Source organism: Serratia sp. JSRIV006 (assembly GCF_019968685.1).
In the GTDB taxonomy this organism is placed as follows: Bacteria; Pseudomonadota; Gammaproteobacteria; order Enterobacterales; family Enterobacteriaceae; genus Chania; species Chania fonticola_B.
The window spans coordinates 1,199,314-1,217,617 of the sequence record NZ_CP074137.1; the positions used below are offsets into that span (position 1 = coordinate 1,199,314).

Annotated in this window: 17 protein-coding genes; 12 read left to right on the forward strand and 5 right to left on the reverse strand. The window is 57.3% G+C overall.

What is annotated here, in order from left to right:
• Positions 1–41: 41 nt before the first annotated feature.
• Together KGP16_RS05390 and hpxK are read left to right on the forward strand one after the other, a co-directional pair.
• Complete coding sequence (locus KGP16_RS05390; protein ID WP_094983021.1) at positions 42–1,283, forward strand: alanine--glyoxylate aminotransferase family protein; 1,242 nt, start codon at positions 42–44, stop codon at positions 1,281–1,283.
• On the forward strand, positions 1,283–2,602 hold the full coding sequence (gene hpxK, locus KGP16_RS05395; protein WP_094983022.1) for an allantoate amidohydrolase: 1,320 nt from the start codon (positions 1,283–1,285) through the stop codon (positions 2,600–2,602). Before KGP16_RS05390 ends, hpxK begins: the two co-directional genes overlap by 1 nt.
• On the opposite strand, the gene KGP16_RS05400 is transcribed toward hpxK, so the two are convergent.
• Positions 2,545–3,318, reverse strand: coding sequence for an amidohydrolase (locus KGP16_RS05400; RefSeq protein ID WP_021805606.1), 774 nt, complete (start codon positions 3,316–3,318; stop codon positions 2,545–2,547). The two genes, hpxK and KGP16_RS05400, sit on opposite strands and share 58 nt — an antisense overlap.
• Positions 3,306–4,463, reverse strand: coding sequence for a pyridoxal phosphate-dependent aminotransferase (locus tag KGP16_RS05405; RefSeq protein WP_223500926.1), 1,158 nt, complete (start codon positions 4,461–4,463; stop codon positions 3,306–3,308). Before KGP16_RS05405 ends, KGP16_RS05400 begins: the two co-directional genes overlap by 13 nt.
• A 105-nt stretch (positions 4,464–4,568) precedes the next feature.
• Here KGP16_RS05405 and KGP16_RS05410 point away from each other — a divergent pair, with 105 nt between their 5' ends.
• Genes KGP16_RS05410 through KGP16_RS05420 form a run of 3 tightly spaced genes read left to right on the forward strand, consistent with a single transcriptional unit; the run spans position 4,569 to position 6,408 of the window.
• Entirely contained in the window at positions 4,569–5,183 is a 615-nt protein-coding gene (locus KGP16_RS05410; protein ID WP_223500927.1) for a methylthioribulose 1-phosphate dehydratase, read from the forward strand.
• Positions 5,180–5,866, forward strand: a complete 687-nt coding sequence (gene mtnC / locus KGP16_RS05415) for an acireductone synthase (protein ID WP_223500928.1) — start codon at positions 5,180–5,182, stop codon at positions 5,864–5,866. The genes KGP16_RS05410 and mtnC overlap by 4 nt, the downstream gene beginning before the upstream one ends.
• Complete coding sequence (locus tag KGP16_RS05420; RefSeq protein WP_021805602.1) at positions 5,866–6,408, forward strand: acireductone dioxygenase; 543 nt, start codon at positions 5,866–5,868, stop codon at positions 6,406–6,408. The genes mtnC and KGP16_RS05420 overlap by 1 nt, the downstream gene beginning before the upstream one ends.
• Positions 6,409–6,419: 11 nt before the next feature.
• Here the strand turns inward: KGP16_RS05420 and mtnA are convergent, their stop codons facing one another.
• Entirely contained in the window at positions 6,420–7,448 is a 1,029-nt protein-coding gene (gene mtnA, locus KGP16_RS05425) for an S-methyl-5-thioribose-1-phosphate isomerase (RefSeq protein ID WP_059199925.1), read from the reverse strand.
• A gap of 143 nt (positions 7,449–7,591) precedes the next feature.
• Here mtnA and mtnK point away from each other — a divergent pair, with 143 nt between their 5' ends.
• Positions 7,592–8,791, forward strand: a complete 1,200-nt coding sequence (gene mtnK / locus KGP16_RS05430) for an S-methyl-5-thioribose kinase (protein WP_223500929.1) — start codon at positions 7,592–7,594, stop codon at positions 8,789–8,791.
• Positions 8,792–8,866: 75 nt separating this feature from the next.
• On the opposite strand, the gene fadE is transcribed toward mtnK, so the two are convergent.
• On the reverse strand, positions 8,867–11,323 hold the full coding sequence (fadE, locus tag KGP16_RS05435) for an acyl-CoA dehydrogenase FadE (protein WP_037375284.1): 2,457 nt from the start codon (positions 11,321–11,323) through the stop codon (positions 8,867–8,869).
• Between the two features lie 256 nt (positions 11,324–11,579).
• Between fadE and lpcA the strand changes: the two genes are divergently transcribed.
• The gene (gene lpcA, locus KGP16_RS05440) at positions 11,580–12,161 is read left to right on the forward strand and encodes a D-sedoheptulose 7-phosphate isomerase (RefSeq protein WP_021181931.1); all 582 of its coding nucleotides are present in this window, start codon (positions 11,580–11,582) and stop codon (positions 12,159–12,161) included.
• Between the two features lie 84 nt (positions 12,162–12,245).
• The gene (locus KGP16_RS05445; protein ID WP_024483642.1) at positions 12,246–13,046 is read left to right on the forward strand and encodes a class II glutamine amidotransferase; all 801 of its coding nucleotides are present in this window, start codon (positions 12,246–12,248) and stop codon (positions 13,044–13,046) included.
• Here KGP16_RS05445 and dpaA read toward each other — a convergent pair.
• Positions 12,984–13,754: a peptidoglycan meso-diaminopimelic acid protein amidase gene (gene dpaA, locus KGP16_RS05450; RefSeq protein ID WP_021805598.1), complete on the reverse strand. Its 771-nt coding sequence runs from the start codon at positions 13,752–13,754 to the stop codon at positions 12,984–12,986. The genes KGP16_RS05445 and dpaA overlap by 63 nt on opposite strands.
• 546 nt (positions 13,755–14,300) lie before the next feature.
• Here dpaA and KGP16_RS05455 point away from each other — a divergent pair.
• Genes KGP16_RS05455 through KGP16_RS05470 form a run of 4 tightly spaced genes read left to right on the forward strand, consistent with a single transcriptional unit; the run spans position 14,301 to position 18,301 of the window.
• A complete protein-coding gene (locus KGP16_RS05455; protein ID WP_021805597.1) occupies positions 14,301–15,650 on the forward strand; it encodes a Na(+)-translocating NADH-quinone reductase subunit A in 1,350 nt (449 codons plus the stop codon).
• A 3-nt stretch (positions 15,651–15,653) separates the two neighbouring features.
• On the forward strand, positions 15,654–16,895 hold the full coding sequence (locus KGP16_RS05460; protein ID WP_021181928.1) for an NADH:ubiquinone reductase (Na(+)-transporting) subunit B: 1,242 nt from the start codon (positions 15,654–15,656) through the stop codon (positions 16,893–16,895).
• The gene (locus tag KGP16_RS05465) at positions 16,885–17,679 is read left to right on the forward strand and encodes a Na(+)-translocating NADH-quinone reductase subunit C (RefSeq protein WP_223500930.1); all 795 of its coding nucleotides are present in this window, start codon (positions 16,885–16,887) and stop codon (positions 17,677–17,679) included. The genes KGP16_RS05460 and KGP16_RS05465 overlap by 11 nt, the downstream gene beginning before the upstream one ends.
• On the forward strand, positions 17,672–18,301 hold the full coding sequence (locus KGP16_RS05470) for an NADH:ubiquinone reductase (Na(+)-transporting) subunit D (RefSeq protein ID WP_021181926.1): 630 nt from the start codon (positions 17,672–17,674) through the stop codon (positions 18,299–18,301). The genes KGP16_RS05465 and KGP16_RS05470 overlap by 8 nt, the downstream gene beginning before the upstream one ends.
• The last annotated feature ends 3 nt before the right edge of the window (positions 18,302–18,304 follow it).

An 18,304-nucleotide genomic window follows, 5' to 3' on the forward strand; every position in this document is an offset into this window, starting at 1 on the left:
GCAATCTCCAGGCTAAGTTATTAAGTTGACAAGGAATGAACATGCTAGCTATCAACCAATTCGATCAAATCAATCCACCGCACCGCCTACTGATGGGCCCAGGGCCGATCAATGCCGATCCGCGCGTGCTGCGTGCCATGTCCAGCCAGTTGATTGGCCAATACGATCCGGCCATGACCGGCTATATGAATCAGGTGATGGAGCTGTATCGCGCCCTGTTCCGCACGCAGAACCGCTGGACGATGCTGATAGACGGGACTTCGCGTGCCGGTATCGAGGCGATGCTGGTCTCTGCCATTCGGCCTGGCGATAAAGTGCTGGTGCCGGTATTTGGCCGTTTTGGCCATCTGTTGTGTGAAATCGCCCGCCGCTGCCGTGCCGAAGTGCACACCATCGAAGCGCCTTGGGGTGAAGTATTCAGTGCCGATCGGATCGAGGATGCGATCAAAAAAGTACGGCCACGCCTATTACTGACGGTGCAAGGAGATACCTCCACCACCATGCTGCAACCGCTGGCAGAATTGGGGGATATCTGCCGCCGCCACGGCGTCCTGTTCTATACCGATGCTACCGCCTCGTTCGCCGGTAACGAGTTGGAAACCGATGCCTGGGGTTTGGATGCGGTGTCAGCAGGGCTGCAAAAATGCCTCGGTGGCCCTTCCGGCAGTTCTCCAATCACCCTTAGCCCGCAGTTTGAAGAGATCGTGCGCCGCCGTAAGTGCGTTGAAGAAGGGATCCGTACCGTCGATCATGCAGACGGGGACGACGAGATGATCTACTCCAACTATTTCGATCTCGGCATGATCATGGATTATTGGGGGCCGGAGCGCCTGAATCACCATACGGAAGCCACCAGCATGCTGTTTGCTGCACGTGAATGTGCACGGGTGATCCTGGAGGAAGGGCTGGATAACGCTATTGCCCGCCATAAATTGAATGGCGCGGCGATGTTGGCCGGGATCCAGGGAATGGGGCTGGAGGTCTTTGGCGATATCGCCAACAAGATGAACAACGTGCTGGGCGTAGTGATCCCGCAGGGCATCCATGGCGAGCAGGTACGCCAGATGATGCTCAATGATTTCGCCATTGAAATCGGCACCTCGTTTGGCCCGTTGCAGGGCAAGATCTGGCGGATTGGCACCATGGGGTATAACGCGCGGAAAGACTGCGTGCTGCAAACGTTGGCCGCGCTGGAAGCGGTACTGCACCGTCTCGGTTTTGTTAGCCCGCAGGGTGAAGCTATGCAGGCAGCATGGAACATTTACGAGGCCGAGCACAACTGATGGCAATGCTGCTGACCCCTCTGGAAGCGGAACGAGCCGCGGCCAGAGTGATGGCTCGCTGCGACGAATTGGCGGCCATCAGCAGCACGCCAGGCCAACTGACGCGGGTTTATCTCTCCCCAGAACATTTACGCGCCAACCAGCTGGTTGGGAAATGGATGCGTGAGCTGGGGATGGAGGTCTGGCAAGACGGCGTGGGCAATATCTGCGGACGTTACGAAGGGCTGCAACCGGCCGCACCGGCGCTGCTGCTGGGCTCTCATCTGGATACGGTGCGCAACGCGGGGCGCTACGATGGCATGCTGGGGGTTTTGACCGCGCTCGAAGTTGTCGCCTTGTTGCATAGCCGTAATCGGCGTTTGCCACAGGCGATCGAGGTGATCGGTTTTGCCGACGAGGAGGGCACCCGTTTTGGCATTACCTTGCTCGGCAGTAAAGGGATCACCGGTCAGTGGGCAGAGGATTGGCTGGCATGTACCGATGCTGAGGGCATCAGCGTGGCCGAGGCTATGCGTGAGGTGGGCCTTGATCCTGCGGCTGTGGGTTCTGCCGAGCGTGCACAAGACTCGATCTGCGCCTATCTCGAACTGCATATTGAGCAAGGGCCTTGTCTTGAGGCCGCCGGTCAGGCTCTGGGAGTGGTCACGGCGATTAACGGTGCGCGCCGCCTCAACTGTACTTTTACCGGACATTCTGGTCATGCAGGGACCGTGCCGATGGGGCAGCGCCAGGATGCGCTGGCTGCCGCCGCTGAATGGATGGTCACGGTTGAGCGGCACACCATGGAATACGATCCGCATGTGGTTGCCACGGTCGGTCAGATCGAAAGCTTACCGGGGGCTGTTAATGTGATCCCTGGGCAGGTCAGGTTATCCCTCGACGTGCGTGGCCCGCAGGATGTGTCGCTAGACGCGTTGCTGGCCGAATTACTGGCACATGCGCAGAACATTGGCGCGCGTCGCGGAGTCGGCTTCGACAGCGAGGAGTTCTACCGTATACCGGCTACCGCTTGTGACCCTCAGTTGCAGCAGCGTTGGTATGACGCGGTAGTGCAGGTACAAGGGAGCAGCCCGATGTTGCCTAGCGGTGCGGGGCATGATGCCATTGCTGTCGCCGCCCGTTGGCCGGTGGGGATGCTGTTTGTCCGTTGTGCTGGGGGGATCAGCCATCATCCTGATGAGGCTGTAACCCCCTGCGACGTAGCGCAGGCAGTTCAGGCTTATTGCCAAATCGTGGCGAATTGGCCCGCGATATCCCCTACTCAGTCATGCAGTTGGAAGCCATCCGCATCACGCCAGGCAGGGAACGCGTTGCGGTAGGTTTGTAGCGTTTCCAGCGAAAGCTCGGCATCCAGCCTCGCCGCCTGGCCTGGTTCTGCGCTGGCCAACCGTTCCCCTTGCGGGCTGATAATCAGGCTGTCACCGCTATAATTCAGGCCGTTACCGTCCTCGCCCACGCGGTTGCACCCCGCCACGTAAATCTGGTTTTCAATCGCCCGTGCTGCCAGCAGCGTTTGCCAGTGCATACTGCGCGCCGCAGGCCAGTTGGCCACGTACAGGGCCAGATCGTAATCCTGCTGATAGCGTGACCACACCGGGAAGCGCAGGTCATAGCAGATCTGCGGCAGGATACGCCAGCCGCGCCATTCGAAAATGGTGCGCTGTTTCCCAGCCTGATAGTGTTGGTGTTCACCGGCCATGCGGAACAGATGGCGTTTATCATAGCCATGCACCTTGCCGCCGGGCTCCACCAGCAGGAAACGGTTAACCGCCCCTTCGGCCGTTTTCAACGCTACGCTGCCACCCACCAAGGCGTTGGTTTTCACCGCCCAAGTGTGTAACCAGTCGATCACCTGTTGTTCAGGCAATGCGCTTTCCCCGGCATCCATAGCAAAGCCGGTAGTAAACATTTCCGGCAGTACAATCAGATCGCGGCCGGTCATTGAGGGCAACAAGGCATCGAAATGGCGCAGATTGGCCTCACCTTGGCGCCAGACCAGCGGTTGCTGCAACAGGGTAATTTTTAGAGTCGACATAGGCGCTCCGCAGCGGCATCCAGCGTGGCATCTTGCTTGGCGAAGCACAGCCGGATCAGTTTATGGGGGAAAGGAACTGCACAGAAAACGGACAGCGGGATCGCCGCCACGCCTGCGTGCTCGGTCAGCCAATGGCAGAAGGCGACGTCATCCAGATCGGAAATGGCGCTGTAATCGGCCAGCAAGAAGTAAGTGCCTTCACAGGGCAGAATTTCCAGCCTGCTGTTAGCTAGCGCCTGCACAAAACGATCGCGTTTGGCTCGGTAGAACGCGGGTAGCTGCTGCCAGTGTTCTGGCTCATTGCGCAGCATATCGGCCAAGGCTAACTGGGCAGGGGTGTTGACCGAGAACGTCAGATACTGGTGAACCTTGCGCACCTCGGCACTTAACGCTGCCGGGGCCACGCAATAGCCCACTTTCCAGCCGGTCATATGGAAGGTTTTGCCAAACGAGGAAACGGCGATCGCCCGCTGACGCAGTTGCGGATGGGCCAGCACGCTGGCGTGCCCCCCTTTGGCAAAACAGATATGTTCGTAAACCTCATCGCTGAGGATATAGATTTCCCGATCGGCGATGGCGGCCCATAGCTGCTGCATATCCTCTGCCGACCAGGCCGTGGCGGAGGGGTTCTGCGGAGTGTTGAGGATCACCAGCCGCGTGCGCGGTGAAAGCTGTTCGGCAAACCGTTGCCAATCGACCTTGAAGGCTGGCGGTTGCAGGGCAATGCGTTGCAGAACGCCGCCGGAAAGCTGTACCGCCGGCGCATAGCTGTCGTAGCTTGGGTCGAAGCAAATCACTTCATCGCCGGAGCGTACCAGGGCGCTGATTGCAGCGAACAACGCTTCGGTGGCACCCGCAGTGACGGTCACTTCACTATTGGCATCGGGTTGCCAGCCGTAGAGCTGAGCGGTTTTTTCCGCAATGGCCTCACGCAGCGGCGCTGCGCCCGTCATCGGTGCGTATTGGTTTGCCCCCTGGCTGACGTGCCAGCTCAGGCGCTGTTTTAAATACTCCGGGCCATCAAAATCCGGGAAGCCCTGCGACAGGTTAATCGCCTGATGCTGCTGCGCCAGAGCGCTCATCTGGGTAAAGATGGTGGTGCCGAGGTCGGGTAACTTGCTGGCTGGGACAGGTGCGGTACTCATTCAGGCTCTTTCTCCTGGCGCTTATGTTGCGAATAATATAGCACGATGTTAATGTTTAGCAATCAAGACGTTTAGACGTCCGTAGCCATCAGGAAACAAGACGGAATGACAGAAAACCCGCAATTATCTGCCCTATTGGCCGCCTGCCACTGGATCGGTGAGAAAGGCTGGTGCCCGGCAACCGGCGGCAATATGTCGCTGCGCCTTGATACCCAACATTGCCTGGTAACCGAGTCCGGCAAAGACAAGGGCAGCCTGAGCGAACAGGATTTATTGCTGGTGGAAACGGCAAACAACCATGTCCCCAGCGGCCGTACGCCTTCGGCGGAAACCGGCCTGCACACGTTGATCTACCGCCTTTATCCCACCGTCGGTGCCATCCTTCATACCCATTCGGTCAATGCCACCGTGCTTTCCCGCGTGGAGAAAAGTGAAGCGCTGGTGCTGCAAGGGTATGAAATGCAGAAATCCCTTAGCGGGCAGAAGAGCCATCTCGACAGCGTCAGCATCCCCATTTTTGATAACGACCAGGATATTCCGGCGCTGGCTGCGCGTGTTGCCGCATATGCCGAGGTAACGCCCTTGCAGTACGGTTTTCTGGTGCGCAGCCACGGCTTGTATTGCTGGGGCAAACAGGTGGAGGAAGCGCGCCGCCACCTTGAAGGGCTGGAATTCCTGTTCCAGTGCGAACTGCAACGCCGTTTACTGGAGGCTAAATGATCCGCGCCATCGTCACCGATATTGAAGGCACCACCAGCGATATCCGCTTTGTGCATCAGGTGCTGTTCCCCTATGCCCGTGAGCGGCTGGGGGAGTTTATCCGCAGCCATGCCAACGACGCCGAAGTTGCGGCTCCGCTGGTGGCATTGCGTGCAGAGATTGCGCAGCCGGACGCCGATAATGAGCGGCTTATTACCACCCTTTATCGCTTTATGGACGAAGATCGCAAATCGACCGCGCTGAAGGCCTTGCAGGGCATTATCTGGCGCAGCGGTTACCTGAACGGCGATTTTCAGGGGCATCTCTACCCGGAGGTGGCCGAACAGCTGGCCGCTTGGCAGCAGCAAGGATTGAAACTGTTCGTCTATTCCTCCGGCTCGGTTGAAGCGCAAAAGCTGCTGTTTGGTTACAGCGATGCGGGCGATCTGCAACCGCTGTTCAGCGGTTACTTTGATACGCACGTGGGGGCCAAGCGTGAAAACCAGTCGTATCAGAATATCGCTAAGGCTATTGGCCTGGAGCCAACTGAACTGTTGTTCCTGTCCGATATCCATCAGGAATTGGACGCGGCGCGGCTGGCAGGTTGGCATACCTGCCAACTGATCCGTGACGCTGCCGATCCACAAAGCCAGCACCGGCAGGTTAACCGTTTTGATCACATCGAGTTAGGGGAGTTTGTCTAATGAGTGGATTGACCATTTTTAGCGATAAAGAGCCGCAGCAGCCGTTATGGCAGAGTCAGGATGCACAGGCTATTCAGCAGCAGTTGGCGCAGATTGGCGTACGTTTTGAGCGTTGGCAGGCCGATCGTGAGTTGGGCGAGAGCCCACAGCCAGAAGCGGTGATTGCCGCCTATCAGCATGAGATCGACCGGCTGGTGGCGGAAAAGGGCTACCAGAGCTGGGATGTGATCAGCATGCGTCCGGACAACGCCCAGCGTGAAGTGCTGCGGGAAAAATTCCTGGCCGAGCATACTCATGGCGAGGATGAAGTGCGCTTCTTTGTTGAAGGGGCGGGGCTGTTTTGCCTGCATCTCGAAGGCAAAATCTTCCAAATCCTGTGCGAGAAAAACGATCTGATCTCGGTGCCGGCCAATACTCGCCACTGGTTTGATATGGGCTCGGCCCCCAACTTCACCGCCATCCGCGTATTTGATAATCCGGAAGGTTGGGTGGCCCATTTCACCGGCGACCAGATTGCCGAGGCATATCCAAAGCTAGATTGAGGGGCAAAAGGTTATGCCAATGCGCGCTGGAAAATGCCGTCGGCAACCTGCTCTGGCGTAATGACGCCGCTATCCAACACCCAGCCGCTGATTAATGCTGCTGGAGTGACATCGAATGCCGGGTTGTAGGTTGGCGCATTGAGCGGTGCCCACTGGCAGGAACCAAAGCTACCGCTGACCCCCGTCACTTCCTCTGCCGCGCGCTGTTCGATAGGAATGGCCGCGCCGTTCGGGCAATGAGGATCGTGCGTGGTGTGTGGGGCGGCCACGTAAAACGGAATACGGTGGTAATGGGCCAGCACCGCCAGGCTGTAAGTGCCGATTTTATTGGCCACGTCACCGTTGGCCGCAATGCGGTCTGCGCCTACCCAGACGGCATCGACCTGGCCCGTAGCCATCAGGCTGGCGGCCATGGAATCGCAGATCAAGCGGTAAGGAATGCCCAGCTCACCCAGTTCCCAGGCGGTAAGGCGGCCCCCTTGCAGCAACGGACGAGTTTCATCGACCCAAACCTGGGCGATCTTGCCTTGCTGATGCGCTCGCAATAGAACGCCAATCGCCGTGCCCACGCCCGCCGTCGCCAGTCCCCCGGTGTTGCAATGGGTGAGCAGGCGACTGCCCGGTTTCACCCACTCGGCCCCGTTATCGGCGATGCGATCGCACAGGGTCCGATCTTCCTCTACCAGGCGTAGCGCCTCTTCGGCCATCGCGCTCACCCAATCTGGTTGTGCCAAAGCCTGCTTCATACGATCCAGATTGTTCATCAGGTTCACCGCGGTCGGGCGTGAGGCGCGTAGCGTCTGTAATGCCTGCTCCAACTCTGCCTGCGACAGGCCACGCTCGGCCAACAGGGCGAGCAGCAGGCTGGCAGACAGCCCGATCAACGGTGCGCCACGCACCCGCAGGGCGCGGATATGCCCAACCAATTCGTCCACGCTGTCGCAGGGCAGCCAGCACGTTTCCTGCGGCAAAGCTTGCTGGTCGAGGATCTGGAGGCGGTTGTCTTGCAGGCTCAGGCTGGTGGTGTTAAGTGCTTGCATCAGTGGTTAAATCCTTGTGTGTTTCTTATTGCATCTGTGAACCCATTCTGCCAACATGACATCCGGATGTATAGACGTCCAAACGCTTTTGCGGCTAAAAATAAAAAAATCATCGCTATGGGAAAGAACAGAGGGGTTGGGGGATGTCACAATATCGTACGTTTACTGCTGCCGATGCCGTTGAATACGCGCGCCAATATGGTCAACTGGCCGATCCACAGGCGCTGGTGAGCGCCGACGAGATCGGCGATGGCAATCTGAACCTGGTGTTTAAAATCCGTGATGCTGACGGCGTCAGCCGGGTGATTGTCAAACAGGCGCTGCCGTACGTGCGTTGCGTGGGGGAATCCTGGCCGTTGACGCTGGATCGGGCGCGTATCGAAGCGGAAACGCTGCTGATCCACGGGGCGCTGTGCCCGCGCCACACGGTGCAGGTGCTGCATCACGATCCTGAGCTGGCGGTGATGGTGCAAGAAGATCTCTCTGACCATCACATCTGGCGCAGCGAACTGGTGAAGGGGCGTTACTATCCGCTGGCTGCCGGGCAACTGGCGGAATACCTGGCGCAAACGCTGTTCCACACCTCTGATTTTTACCAGACCGCACAGCAGAAAAAGGCCGAAGTCAGCCGTTTCACCAACCCGGAGCTGTGCCAGATCACCGAAGATCTGTTTTTCAGCGATCCTTACCAGGATCATGAGCGTAATCAGTTTGACGAGGCGCTGTTGCCGCAGGTGCAGGCGCTACGCAATGACGCGGCGCTGAAGTTGGCGGTGGCCGGGCTGAAACATCGTTTCCTGAGCAAGGCCGAAGCGCTGCTGCACGGTGATATTCACAGCGGTTCGATCTTTGTCGCGGAAGGTAAGCTGAAGGCGATCGACGCCGAGTTCGGCTTTTACGGGCCGATCGGTTTTGATATTGGCACTGCATTGGGCAACCTGCTGCTGAACTATTGCGGGTTACCTGGGCTGTTTGGCCCGCGTGATGCGGCGGCTGGGCGTGAGCAGCGGTTGCAGGATGTGCGTGAGCTGTGGCTGATCTTTGCCGATCGCTTTCTGGCGCTGTGTCACCAACATAGTCGTGATGCAACGCTGGCGCTGCCGGGCTATGCCGAGCAGTTCCTGCAACAGGTATGGACGGATGCGGTGGGCTACTGCGGTACGGAGCTGATACGCCGCACTATCGGGCTGGCGCACGTGGCCGATCTGGACAGTATCACCGATGTGGAAATGCGTGCCGAATGTCAGCGCAACGCCCTCAATCTGGGCCGAGCGCTGATCGTCAACGCGCCGCACATAGAACACATCGATGCCTTGCTGGCCCGTATCCGCCAACATGGCTGAGCCAATCTGAATCTGCAATGAAAAAGGGGCGATCCTTAACGGTATCGCCCCTTTGGCATTTACGGCCGCTGAACGTTATGCAGCTTCAGTCTGCTTCTGGCGTTTTTCCAGCTTTACGGGCTTTACCGGCTGCTGCGCCGCCAGCGCGTCTGGCGCAAAGTCATCAACGTTGATTGAACGCAGACGGCTCTCTTCCGCTTTCACCAGGATCTTGGCTTCGTCGGCGCTGATTTTGCCTTCATCCAGTGCACGCTGTGCCAGACGATCCAGACGGGTGAACGGCAGGTTCTTACCCGCTTGCTTGCACAGGCGCTGGTGGATAGGTTCTGCGGCTATCACGTCCAGCAGCGCGGCTTCCAGCAGGCCAACCGGGTTATGCTCGCTTGGCGTCAGGTATTGGCCACGGCCAAGGCGGCTACGGGTGGCAGAAGGCTGTTGGATAATCTTCGCCAACTGATGGTCCAGCTTATCCGAAGGTGCGGTATGCACGCGACCGAATGGGAACACCACCAGGCGCATCACCCCGGCGATAAAGCGGTTAGGGAAGTTGCGCAGCAAATCGTCCAGCGCTTGCTCTGCCTGGTTCAGGCTGTCTTGCACGCCCCAGTGAACCAGTGGCAGATCTTCTTTCTGACGCCCTTCATCTTCAAAACGTTTCAGCGTGGCCGAGGCCAGGTACATCTGGCTCAGCACGTCACCCAGACGGGCAGAGATACGCTCGCGGCGCTTCAGGCTACCGCCCAGCACGCCCATGGAAACGTCAGACAGCAACGCCAGGTTGGCGCTCAGACGGTTGAGCTGCTGATAGTAGCGGCGTGTAGCATCTTTGGTTGGCGTGCTGCTGGTGCGGCCATTGGTCAGGCCAAGCCACAGGCTGCGCATTTTGCTGCTGCCGACGTGGCCGAGGTGGCCAAACAGCGCCTGGTCGAAGCTGTGCAGATCGTTGTTCTGGGCGGCGGCCATTTCGGTCAGTACATAAGGATGGCAGCGGATCGCGCCCTGGCCGAAGATCATCATGGTACGGGTCAGGATATTGGCACCTTCTACCGTGATGGCGATTGGCGCGCCCTGGTAGGCACGGGCCAGGAAGTTGGCTTCGCCCAGCATGATGCCTTTACCGCCGGTGATATCCATCGCATCAATGATGGCCTGCTGGCCACGGTGGGTACAATGGTATTTCACGATGGCAGACAGCACCGCAGGTTTTTCGCCCTGCATCAACGCATAGGTGATCAGCGAGGCGGCTGCATCCATTACGTAGGTGTTACCGGCAATACGTGCCAGTGGTTCTTCAATCCCTTCCATCTTACCGATAGAGATTTTGAACTGGCGGCGAATATGGGCGTAAGCACCGGTCGCCAAAGCCACCGATTTCAGGCTGCCGGTGGAGTTGGACGGCAGTGTGATACCACGGCCAACCGACAGGCATTCAACCAGCATCCGCCAGCCTTGACCGGCCATTTTTGGCCCGCCAATGATGTAATCGATCGGCACGAACACGTCGTTGCCGCGGGTTGGGCCATTCTGGAACGGCACGTTGAGCGGGAAGTGACGGTTGCCGATCTCTACCCCTGGGGTGTTGGTTGGGATCAACGCACAGGTGATGCCGGGGGATTCGTTATCGCTCAGCAGGCGGCTTGGGTCATGCAGCTTGAAGGCCAGCCCCAGCACGGTGGCAATCGGTGCCAGGGTAATGTAGCGCTTGTTCCAGGTTAGGCGCATGCCCAGCACCTGCTTGCCTTGCCATTCGCCCATGCACACGGTGCCTACGTCCGGGATGGCCCCAGCGTCGGAACCTGCTTCTGGGCTGGTCAGGGCGAAACAAGGAATTTCGTCGCCGCGCGCCAGGCCTGGCAGATAGTGATCTTTCTGTTCTTCAGTGCCGTAATGTTGCAGCAGTTCGCCTGGGCCGAGGGAGTTAGGCACGCCGACGGTGATCGCCAGAATACCTGAGACACCCGCCAGTTTTTGCAGGACGCGGGCCTGAGCATAAGGGGAGAATTCCAGCCCGCCGTACTCTTTCTTGATGATCATCGCAAAGAAGCGGTGCTCTTTCAGATAGGCCCACAGCTCCGGCGGCAGATCGGCCAGTTCGTGGGTGATCTCGAAGTCATTGGCCATGCGGCAGGCTTCTTCTACCGGGCCGTCGATAAAGGCTTGCTCTTCTTCCGTCAGCTTAGGCTGCGGATAGTTGTGCAGCTTGTTCCAATCCGGTTGGCCGCGGAACAGATCGCCTTCCCACCAGGTGGTCCCGGCGTCGATGGCTTCTTTTTCCGTGGTGGACATTGGCGGCATCACTTTGCGGAAAGCGCGCAGTGCAGGGGCAGAAAGCAGCGAGCGGCGCAGCGAAACGATGTTCAGCGGCAGCAGCACGATTGCCAGCGGTACCAGCATCCAGTAGGTCCAGAGGCCGATAGCGCCCATGGCCGCAGTAAAGGCCAACAGCAGCAGACTGCTGAGAGCCAGGTTCACTCGGTGATAAAACACCACACCAATGAGCGCGAGTAGAACAACGATACTAAGAACCATCATAAGAAGCTCCGAAGTAGTAAGAGGTCTGACCTGTTGTGTATATCTAATGGTTTTAGTCCATACCCATTTTTTTATCAATGTATTTACACTTTAATTACAACTTAAGTCACAAACTGACAGCATCAATTGTCAAAAAATCGCCGGGTCGGTTCACACTAGCGCTGTTTGCTTCGCAACGCTTCTAGGTTTTTCTGCAATCCGTTACACTGCAAGACGAAAGATTGACGATGCCACCGCACAACTTGAGGCGATCTCTATGTACCACGATTTAATTCGCAGTGAACTGAATGAAGCGGCTGATACTCTGGCGAAATTCCTCAGCGATGACGCCAACATTGATACTATCCAACGCGCGGCAGTGCTGCTGGCGGACTCCTTTAAAGCCGGCGGGAAAGTGATTTCCTGCGGTAACGGTGGCTCGCATTGTGATGCGATGCACTTCGCAGAAGAGCTGACTGGCCGCTACCGTGAGAATCGCCCGGGCTATCCGGCCATCGCGATTTCTGACGTTAGCCACCTGTCCTGCGTCAGCAATGATTTTGGCTATGAATACGTGTTTTCCCGCTATGTGGAATCCGTAGGCCGCGAAGGCGACGTGCTGTTGGGGATCTCCACCTCCGGCAACTCTGGCAACATCATCAAAGCCATTGAAGCAGCCCGTGCCAAGGGGATGAAAGTGATCACCCTGACCGGCAAAGACGGTGGCAAAATGGCCGGTAGCGCCGACGTGGAAATCCGCGTACCGCACTTTGGCTACGCCGACCGTATCCAGGAAATCCATATCAAAGCGATCCACATCTTGATCCTGTTGATCGAAAAAGAGATGGTTAAGGCTTAATAGCGAGATCAGCATTAAATCTAGGGCGTGGCTTAAAGCTGCGCCCTTATACCAATGTCAGTAGTCCTCAAGGGGTGGCAATCGATGTGTGAACTGCTCGGGATGAGCGCCAACGTACCAACCGACATCTGCTTTAGCTTTACCGGGCTGGTACAGCGCGGTGGCCGAACCGGGCCACATAAAGATGGCTGGGGCATTACCTTCTATGAAGGCAACGGTTGTCGCACATTCAAGGATCCCCAACCCAGCTTTAATTCACCTATTGCCCGCCTGGTGCAGGAATACCCGATCAAGTCCTGTGCCGTGGTCTCCCACATCCGCCAGGCTAATCGCGGTGAAGTGGCGCTGGAAAATACCCATCCCTTTACCCGTGAGCTGTGGGGCCGCAACTGGACTTACGCTCACAATGGGCAACTGAAAGGCTATCGCCAACTGGCGACCGGCAACTTCCGTCCGGTAGGGCAGACCGACAGTGAATATGCCTTCTGCTGGCTGTTACACCAGCTGGCACTGAAATACCCACGCACTCCCAGCAACTGGCCAGCCGTATTTCGCTATATCGCGTTATTGGCCGACCGGCTCAGAGAGAAAGGGGTATTTAATATGCTGTTGTCAGATGGGCGCTTTGTGATGGCCTATTGCTCCACCAACCTTTACTGGATCACCCGGCGAGCACCGTTTGGCAAAGCCACCTTGCTCGATCAGGACGTAGAGATTGATTTTCAGCGGCAGACCACGCCGGATGACGTGGTCACGGTCATTGCGACTCAACCGCTGACAGGCAATGAAACCTGGCACAAGATTGCACCAGGCGAGTTTGCGTTATTTCACTACGGTGAGCGGCTGGCTGCGGGCGAACGGGTTGTTGCTGGTCTCAATCGTTGAGGCGTACTGCGTTGGCTGACCGCTGCCAATCACCGGCTGTGCCAACACATATTGGCCGTTGGCTACGCTAACCAGCGGCGGCTGACGGTTTTTGACGAAGTAGTCATAACCCGGTTTCAACTGACGCCAGAAGCTGATGTAGGTTGAAGAACGGTGGCGTTGCAGATTCTGTTCGGTCATGCGGAACGGATAAATGCTGATGTCCACCCGGCTTTGCCCATGGGCAAACGCCGCCTCAACGTAACGATAGATATCGTCCATATAGGTGTTGGTCATCGCGTAGCAACCAATCGATTTGCATTCCCCGTGGATCATCAGATAGGCACCGGAATATCCCTGCGCTTTATCGTAATCATTCGGGAAACCGATATTGATGGCGCGATAATATTTGCTGTCTGGTTTCAGATGGCGGGTGTCGACGCTATAAAAGCCTTCGGGGCTTTTAAAATCCCCTTCACGGCGCTTCGGACCAAGCCCTCCGGAGAAGTTACAGATAGGAAAGCTATTCACCAGACGGAATTCGTTACCCATCTTGGCGTACAACTCCAGCTTGCGTTCTTCTTTGAATATCTGGATATAGACCGGTGAACCTAATAACTGCTGTGCAACCAAAGGGGACTGGGGAGCCGGGGCTGGCTCACTGGCGCTGCACGCCGTGATCAGCGGCGTACAAAATAGCATCGCAAACAACAGCGCGATTTTGCTCATTCTTAATTTATCCTGCTTATATTTATTTGCTGGTGTAGAGAACGTAGCCAGCATGCCACTGACGAGATGTCGTATTTAACCCCGTCAGATTACCAGCGTGTTGTTTTTTAGCAATATGCGAAGTGTATAAAAAAACTACAATCCTCGGTAAAAGTGAAATGAACCCACGTTTTTAACGAGTAGTGTCAAGGTATAACAGCTGTTTAATTGCATTTCCTCGACTCAGGTCACTAGATAGCACGGAAAAATTCCGTCGAAAATGTTAATATCTTACCCATGCTGCAGCGTTATTAATCGGTGATCAGTACGGGGATATTGTGTGAAATAGCAACAATTCCACCATCGTTGATAGCAATGTTTTAACATTTTGCAGTATTGGCTTAATCATTGACCTTGATGTCGGCGGTCAGTGTGAATATTTCAAGTTGGGCATGAGGTCATCGTGTTCATCCGGAGGGGGCTTGGGTCACCTCATCATCCTGCATGCTTTGTGCCTGCCTCTGGGTTGGTTGGGCGTGTAAAAATTCAAAACATCGTAAAAATCCTATGATCAAAATAAAAAAAGGGTTAGATCTGCCAATAGCTGGGGCCCCTTCGCAGGCGATCCAGGATGGCCCAGCGGTCACGCAAGTGGCGCTGCTCGGCCAGGAATATGTTGGTATGCGCCCCTCCATGTTGGTACAGGTTGGCGATCGTGTTAAAAAAGGCCAGGCGCTGTTTGAAGATAAGAAGATCCCTGGGGTTTTCTTCACGGCACCGGCCAGCGGGCAGATCGCCGCTATCAATCGCGGCGAACGCCGCATGCTGCAATCGGTGGTGATTGACATCGACAACGGCGGCGAAGAGCAGGTGGAACTGGCCTATTATCAGCAGGCCGATTTGCCGATGCTGGAGCGCCAACAGGTTGAAAGCGATCTGATCGCCAGTGGCCTGTGGACCGCACTGCGTACTCGCCCATTTAGCAGAACCCCCCGGCCTGGCACTTCACCGCGCGCTATTTTCGTCAGCGCTATCGATACTCAGCCGCTGGCAGCGGATCCGTTGGTGATCATCAACGAGCAATTGGCGGCATTCAATGCCGGGCTGACGGTATTGGCACGCCTGACAGACGGCAAGGTGCACGTCTGCCACGCAGCGGGTACTCGGCTGGATACGGCTGCCGGCGCGCAGATTGATTACAACGAGTTTGCTGGCCCGCACCCTGCGGGGTTGGTGGGCACGCATATTCACTTCCTGGAGCCGGTCAGCCTGAAGAAAACCGTTTGGCATATCGGTTATCAGGACGTGATCGCCATCGGCACCCTGTTTACTACCGGCAAACTGGATACCCAGCGCGTGGTCGCCTTGGCGGGGCCACAGGTGGAACAACCGGTGCTGCTGCGCACCCGTTTAGGGGCTAGCCTGGATCAACTGACGGCGGGCCGCCTGAAGGCCGGTGAGAACCGGGTGATTTCCGGCTCGGTGCTGAGCGGCTTCCATGCCAGCGGCCCGAGTGCCTGGCTTGGCCGTTTCCACAACCAGGTTTCGGTGTTGCTGGAAGGCCGGGAGAAAGAGCTGTTCGGCTGGATTGCTCCGGCATCGGACAAGTTCTCCATCACTCGTACCACGCTGGGCCATTTCCTCAAGCACAAGCTGTTCGCTTTCTCCACCACCACCAACGGCGGTGAGCGTTCGATGGTGCCGATCGGCAATTATGAGCGGGTGATGCCGCTGGATATTCTGCCGACGCATCTGCTGCGCGATCTGCTGGCGGGCGATACGGACAGTGCCCAGGCGCTGGGCTGTCTGGAGCTGGATGAAGAAGATCTGGCGTTGTGTACCTTCGTTTGCCCCGGCAAGTATGAATATGGCCCGGTGCTGCGCGAAGTGCTGACCAAGATTGAGCAGGAAGGATAACCGATGGGCCTGAAGAATTTTTTTGACAAGATTGAGCATCACTTCACGCCGGGCGGCAAGCTGGAAAAGTGGTACCCGCTGTTTGAAGCAACGGCGACGGTGTTCTACACCCCCGGCACGGTAACGCGCGGGGCTTCGCACGTACGTGATGCCATCGATCTGAAACGCATGATGATCCTGGTGTGGCTGGCGGTGTTCCCGGCCATGTTCTGGGGCATGTATAACGTGGGCCAGCAGACCATTCCTGCATTGCACCATCTGTACAGTGGCGATCAGCTGCAACAGGTGCTGGCGGGGGACTGGCATTACCGGTTGGCGCAGATGCTTGGGGCAACGCTCGGCGCGGATGCGGGCTGGATCAGCAAGATGGTGCTCGGTGCGACCTACTTCGTGCCAATCTACGCCGTGGTATTCCTGGTGGGCGGCTTCTGGGAAGTGGTGTTTGCGATGGTACGCAAACATGAGATCAACGAAGGCTTCTTCGTCACCTCCATTCTGTTTGCCCTGATTGTGCCGCCAACCCTGCCGTTATGGCAGGCCGCGCTGGGCATCAGCTTTGGTGTGGTAGTCGCCAAGGAGATCTTTGGCGGCACCGGGCGTAACTTCCTCAACCCGGCTTTAGCGGGGCGTGCCTTCCTGTTCTTTGCCTATCCGGCGCAGATTTCTGGCGATCTGGTGTGGACCGCGGCAGACGGCTTTTCCGGTGCGACACCGTTGGCGCAATGGAGCGCTGGCGGAGCTCACAGCCTGACCAACGTCACCACCGGACAATCCATCAGTTGGATGGACGCCTTTATCGGTAACATCCCTGGTTCGATCGGGGAAGTCTCAACCCTGATGATCCTGATCGGTGGGGCGATTATCCTGTTTGGCCGTGTCGCTTCCTGGCGCATCGTGGCTGGCGTGATGATTGGCATGATCGCCACGGCGTATCTGTTCAATGCCATTGGCTCAACCACCAACCCGATGTTTGCCATGCCTTGGTACTGGCATCTGGTTCTGGGCGGCTTTGCCTTCGGTATGGTGTTTATGGCTACCGACCCGGTTTCCGCCTCGTTTACCAACAAAGGGAAGTGGTGGTACGGCATCCTGATCGGCGTGATGTGCGTGCTGATACGGGTGGTCAACCCGGCCTATCCGGAAGGCATGATGCTGGCGATCCTGTTCGCCAACCTGTTCGCACCGCTGTTCGATTACCTGGTGGTGCAGGCTAACATCAAGCGGAGAAAAGCACGTGGCGAATGAATCTAAAAATGACAGCATTGGCAAAACGCTGCTGGTAGTGCTGCTGCTGTGTCTGGTGTGTTCTGTGGTGGTCGCGGGTTCCGCCGTTGGGTTGCAATCCAGACAGCAGGAACAGCGGTTGCTGGATAAGCAGCGCAATATCCTGGACGTAGCCGGTTTACTGCAACCGGGGATGACTGGCGAACAGGTGAAAGCCACCTTTAGCAAGCGCATCGAACCGCGTTTGCTGGATCTGGACAGCGGTGAGTTTGTGCCTGGCGATGCGGGCACCTTCGATCTGGCCGCCGCGCTACGCAGCGATGCCAAGAGTCGGGCGTTGACCGCCGAGCAGGATCTGGCCGGTATCCGCCGCCGTAGCAATCAGGCGGAAATCTACCTGGTGCGCGACGAAAGCGGAGCGGTGGACAAGATTGTGTTGCCGGTTTACGGCACTGGCCTATGGTCGATGATGTACGCCTTTGTCGCGCTGGATGCTGATGGCAATACGGTGCGCGGGCTGAGTTTCTATCAGCATGGTGAAACCCCGGGGCTGGGCGGCGAGATCCAGAACGCCAACTGGCGTGCACAGTGGATTGGCAAGCAGCTGTTTGATGACAACGGCAACCCGGCAATCCGCATTGTGAAGGGCGGATCGCGGCAAGGGGATATCCACGGTGTGGATGGCCTGTCCGGCGCGACGCTGACCGCTAACGGCGTACAGCATACGTTTAATTTCTGGTTGGGCGAGCACGGCTTTGGCCCATTCCTGCAGAAAGTTCGTGAAGGAGCGCTGAAAAATGGCTGATTCCAAAGAGGTTAAACGGGTCCTGCTGGGGCCGCTGTTTGACAATAACCCGATCGCGCTGCAGGTGCTTGGCGTCTGTTCGGCGCTGGCGGTGACCACCAAGCTGGAAACGGCGGTGGTGATGACGATTGCGGTCACCCTGGTCACCGCGTTTTCCAGCTTCTTTATTTCGCTGATCCGCCACCATATCCCCAACAGCGTGCGCATCATCGTGCAGATGACGATCATCGCCTCGCTGGTGATCGTGGTCGATCAGTTGCTGCGTGCCTATGCGTTTGAAATCTCCAAACAGCTTTCGGTGTTCGTCGGGCTGATCATCACCAACTGTATCGTGATGGGCCGCGCCGAGGCGTACGCCATGAAGTCGCCACCGATTGAGAGCTTTATGGACGGTATCGGCAACGGGCTGGGCTATGGCGTGATCCTGATCCTGGTGGGCTTCCTGCGCGAACTGGTCGGCTCGGGCAAGCTGTTTGGCATTACGGTGCTGGAAACGGTGCAGAACGGCGGCTGGTATCAGCCCAACGGCCTGTTCCTGCTGGCGCCGAGTGCGTTCTTTATCATCGGCCTGCTGATTTGGGGACTGCGTTCCCTCAAGCCAGCGCAGATAGAAAAGGAGTAACCG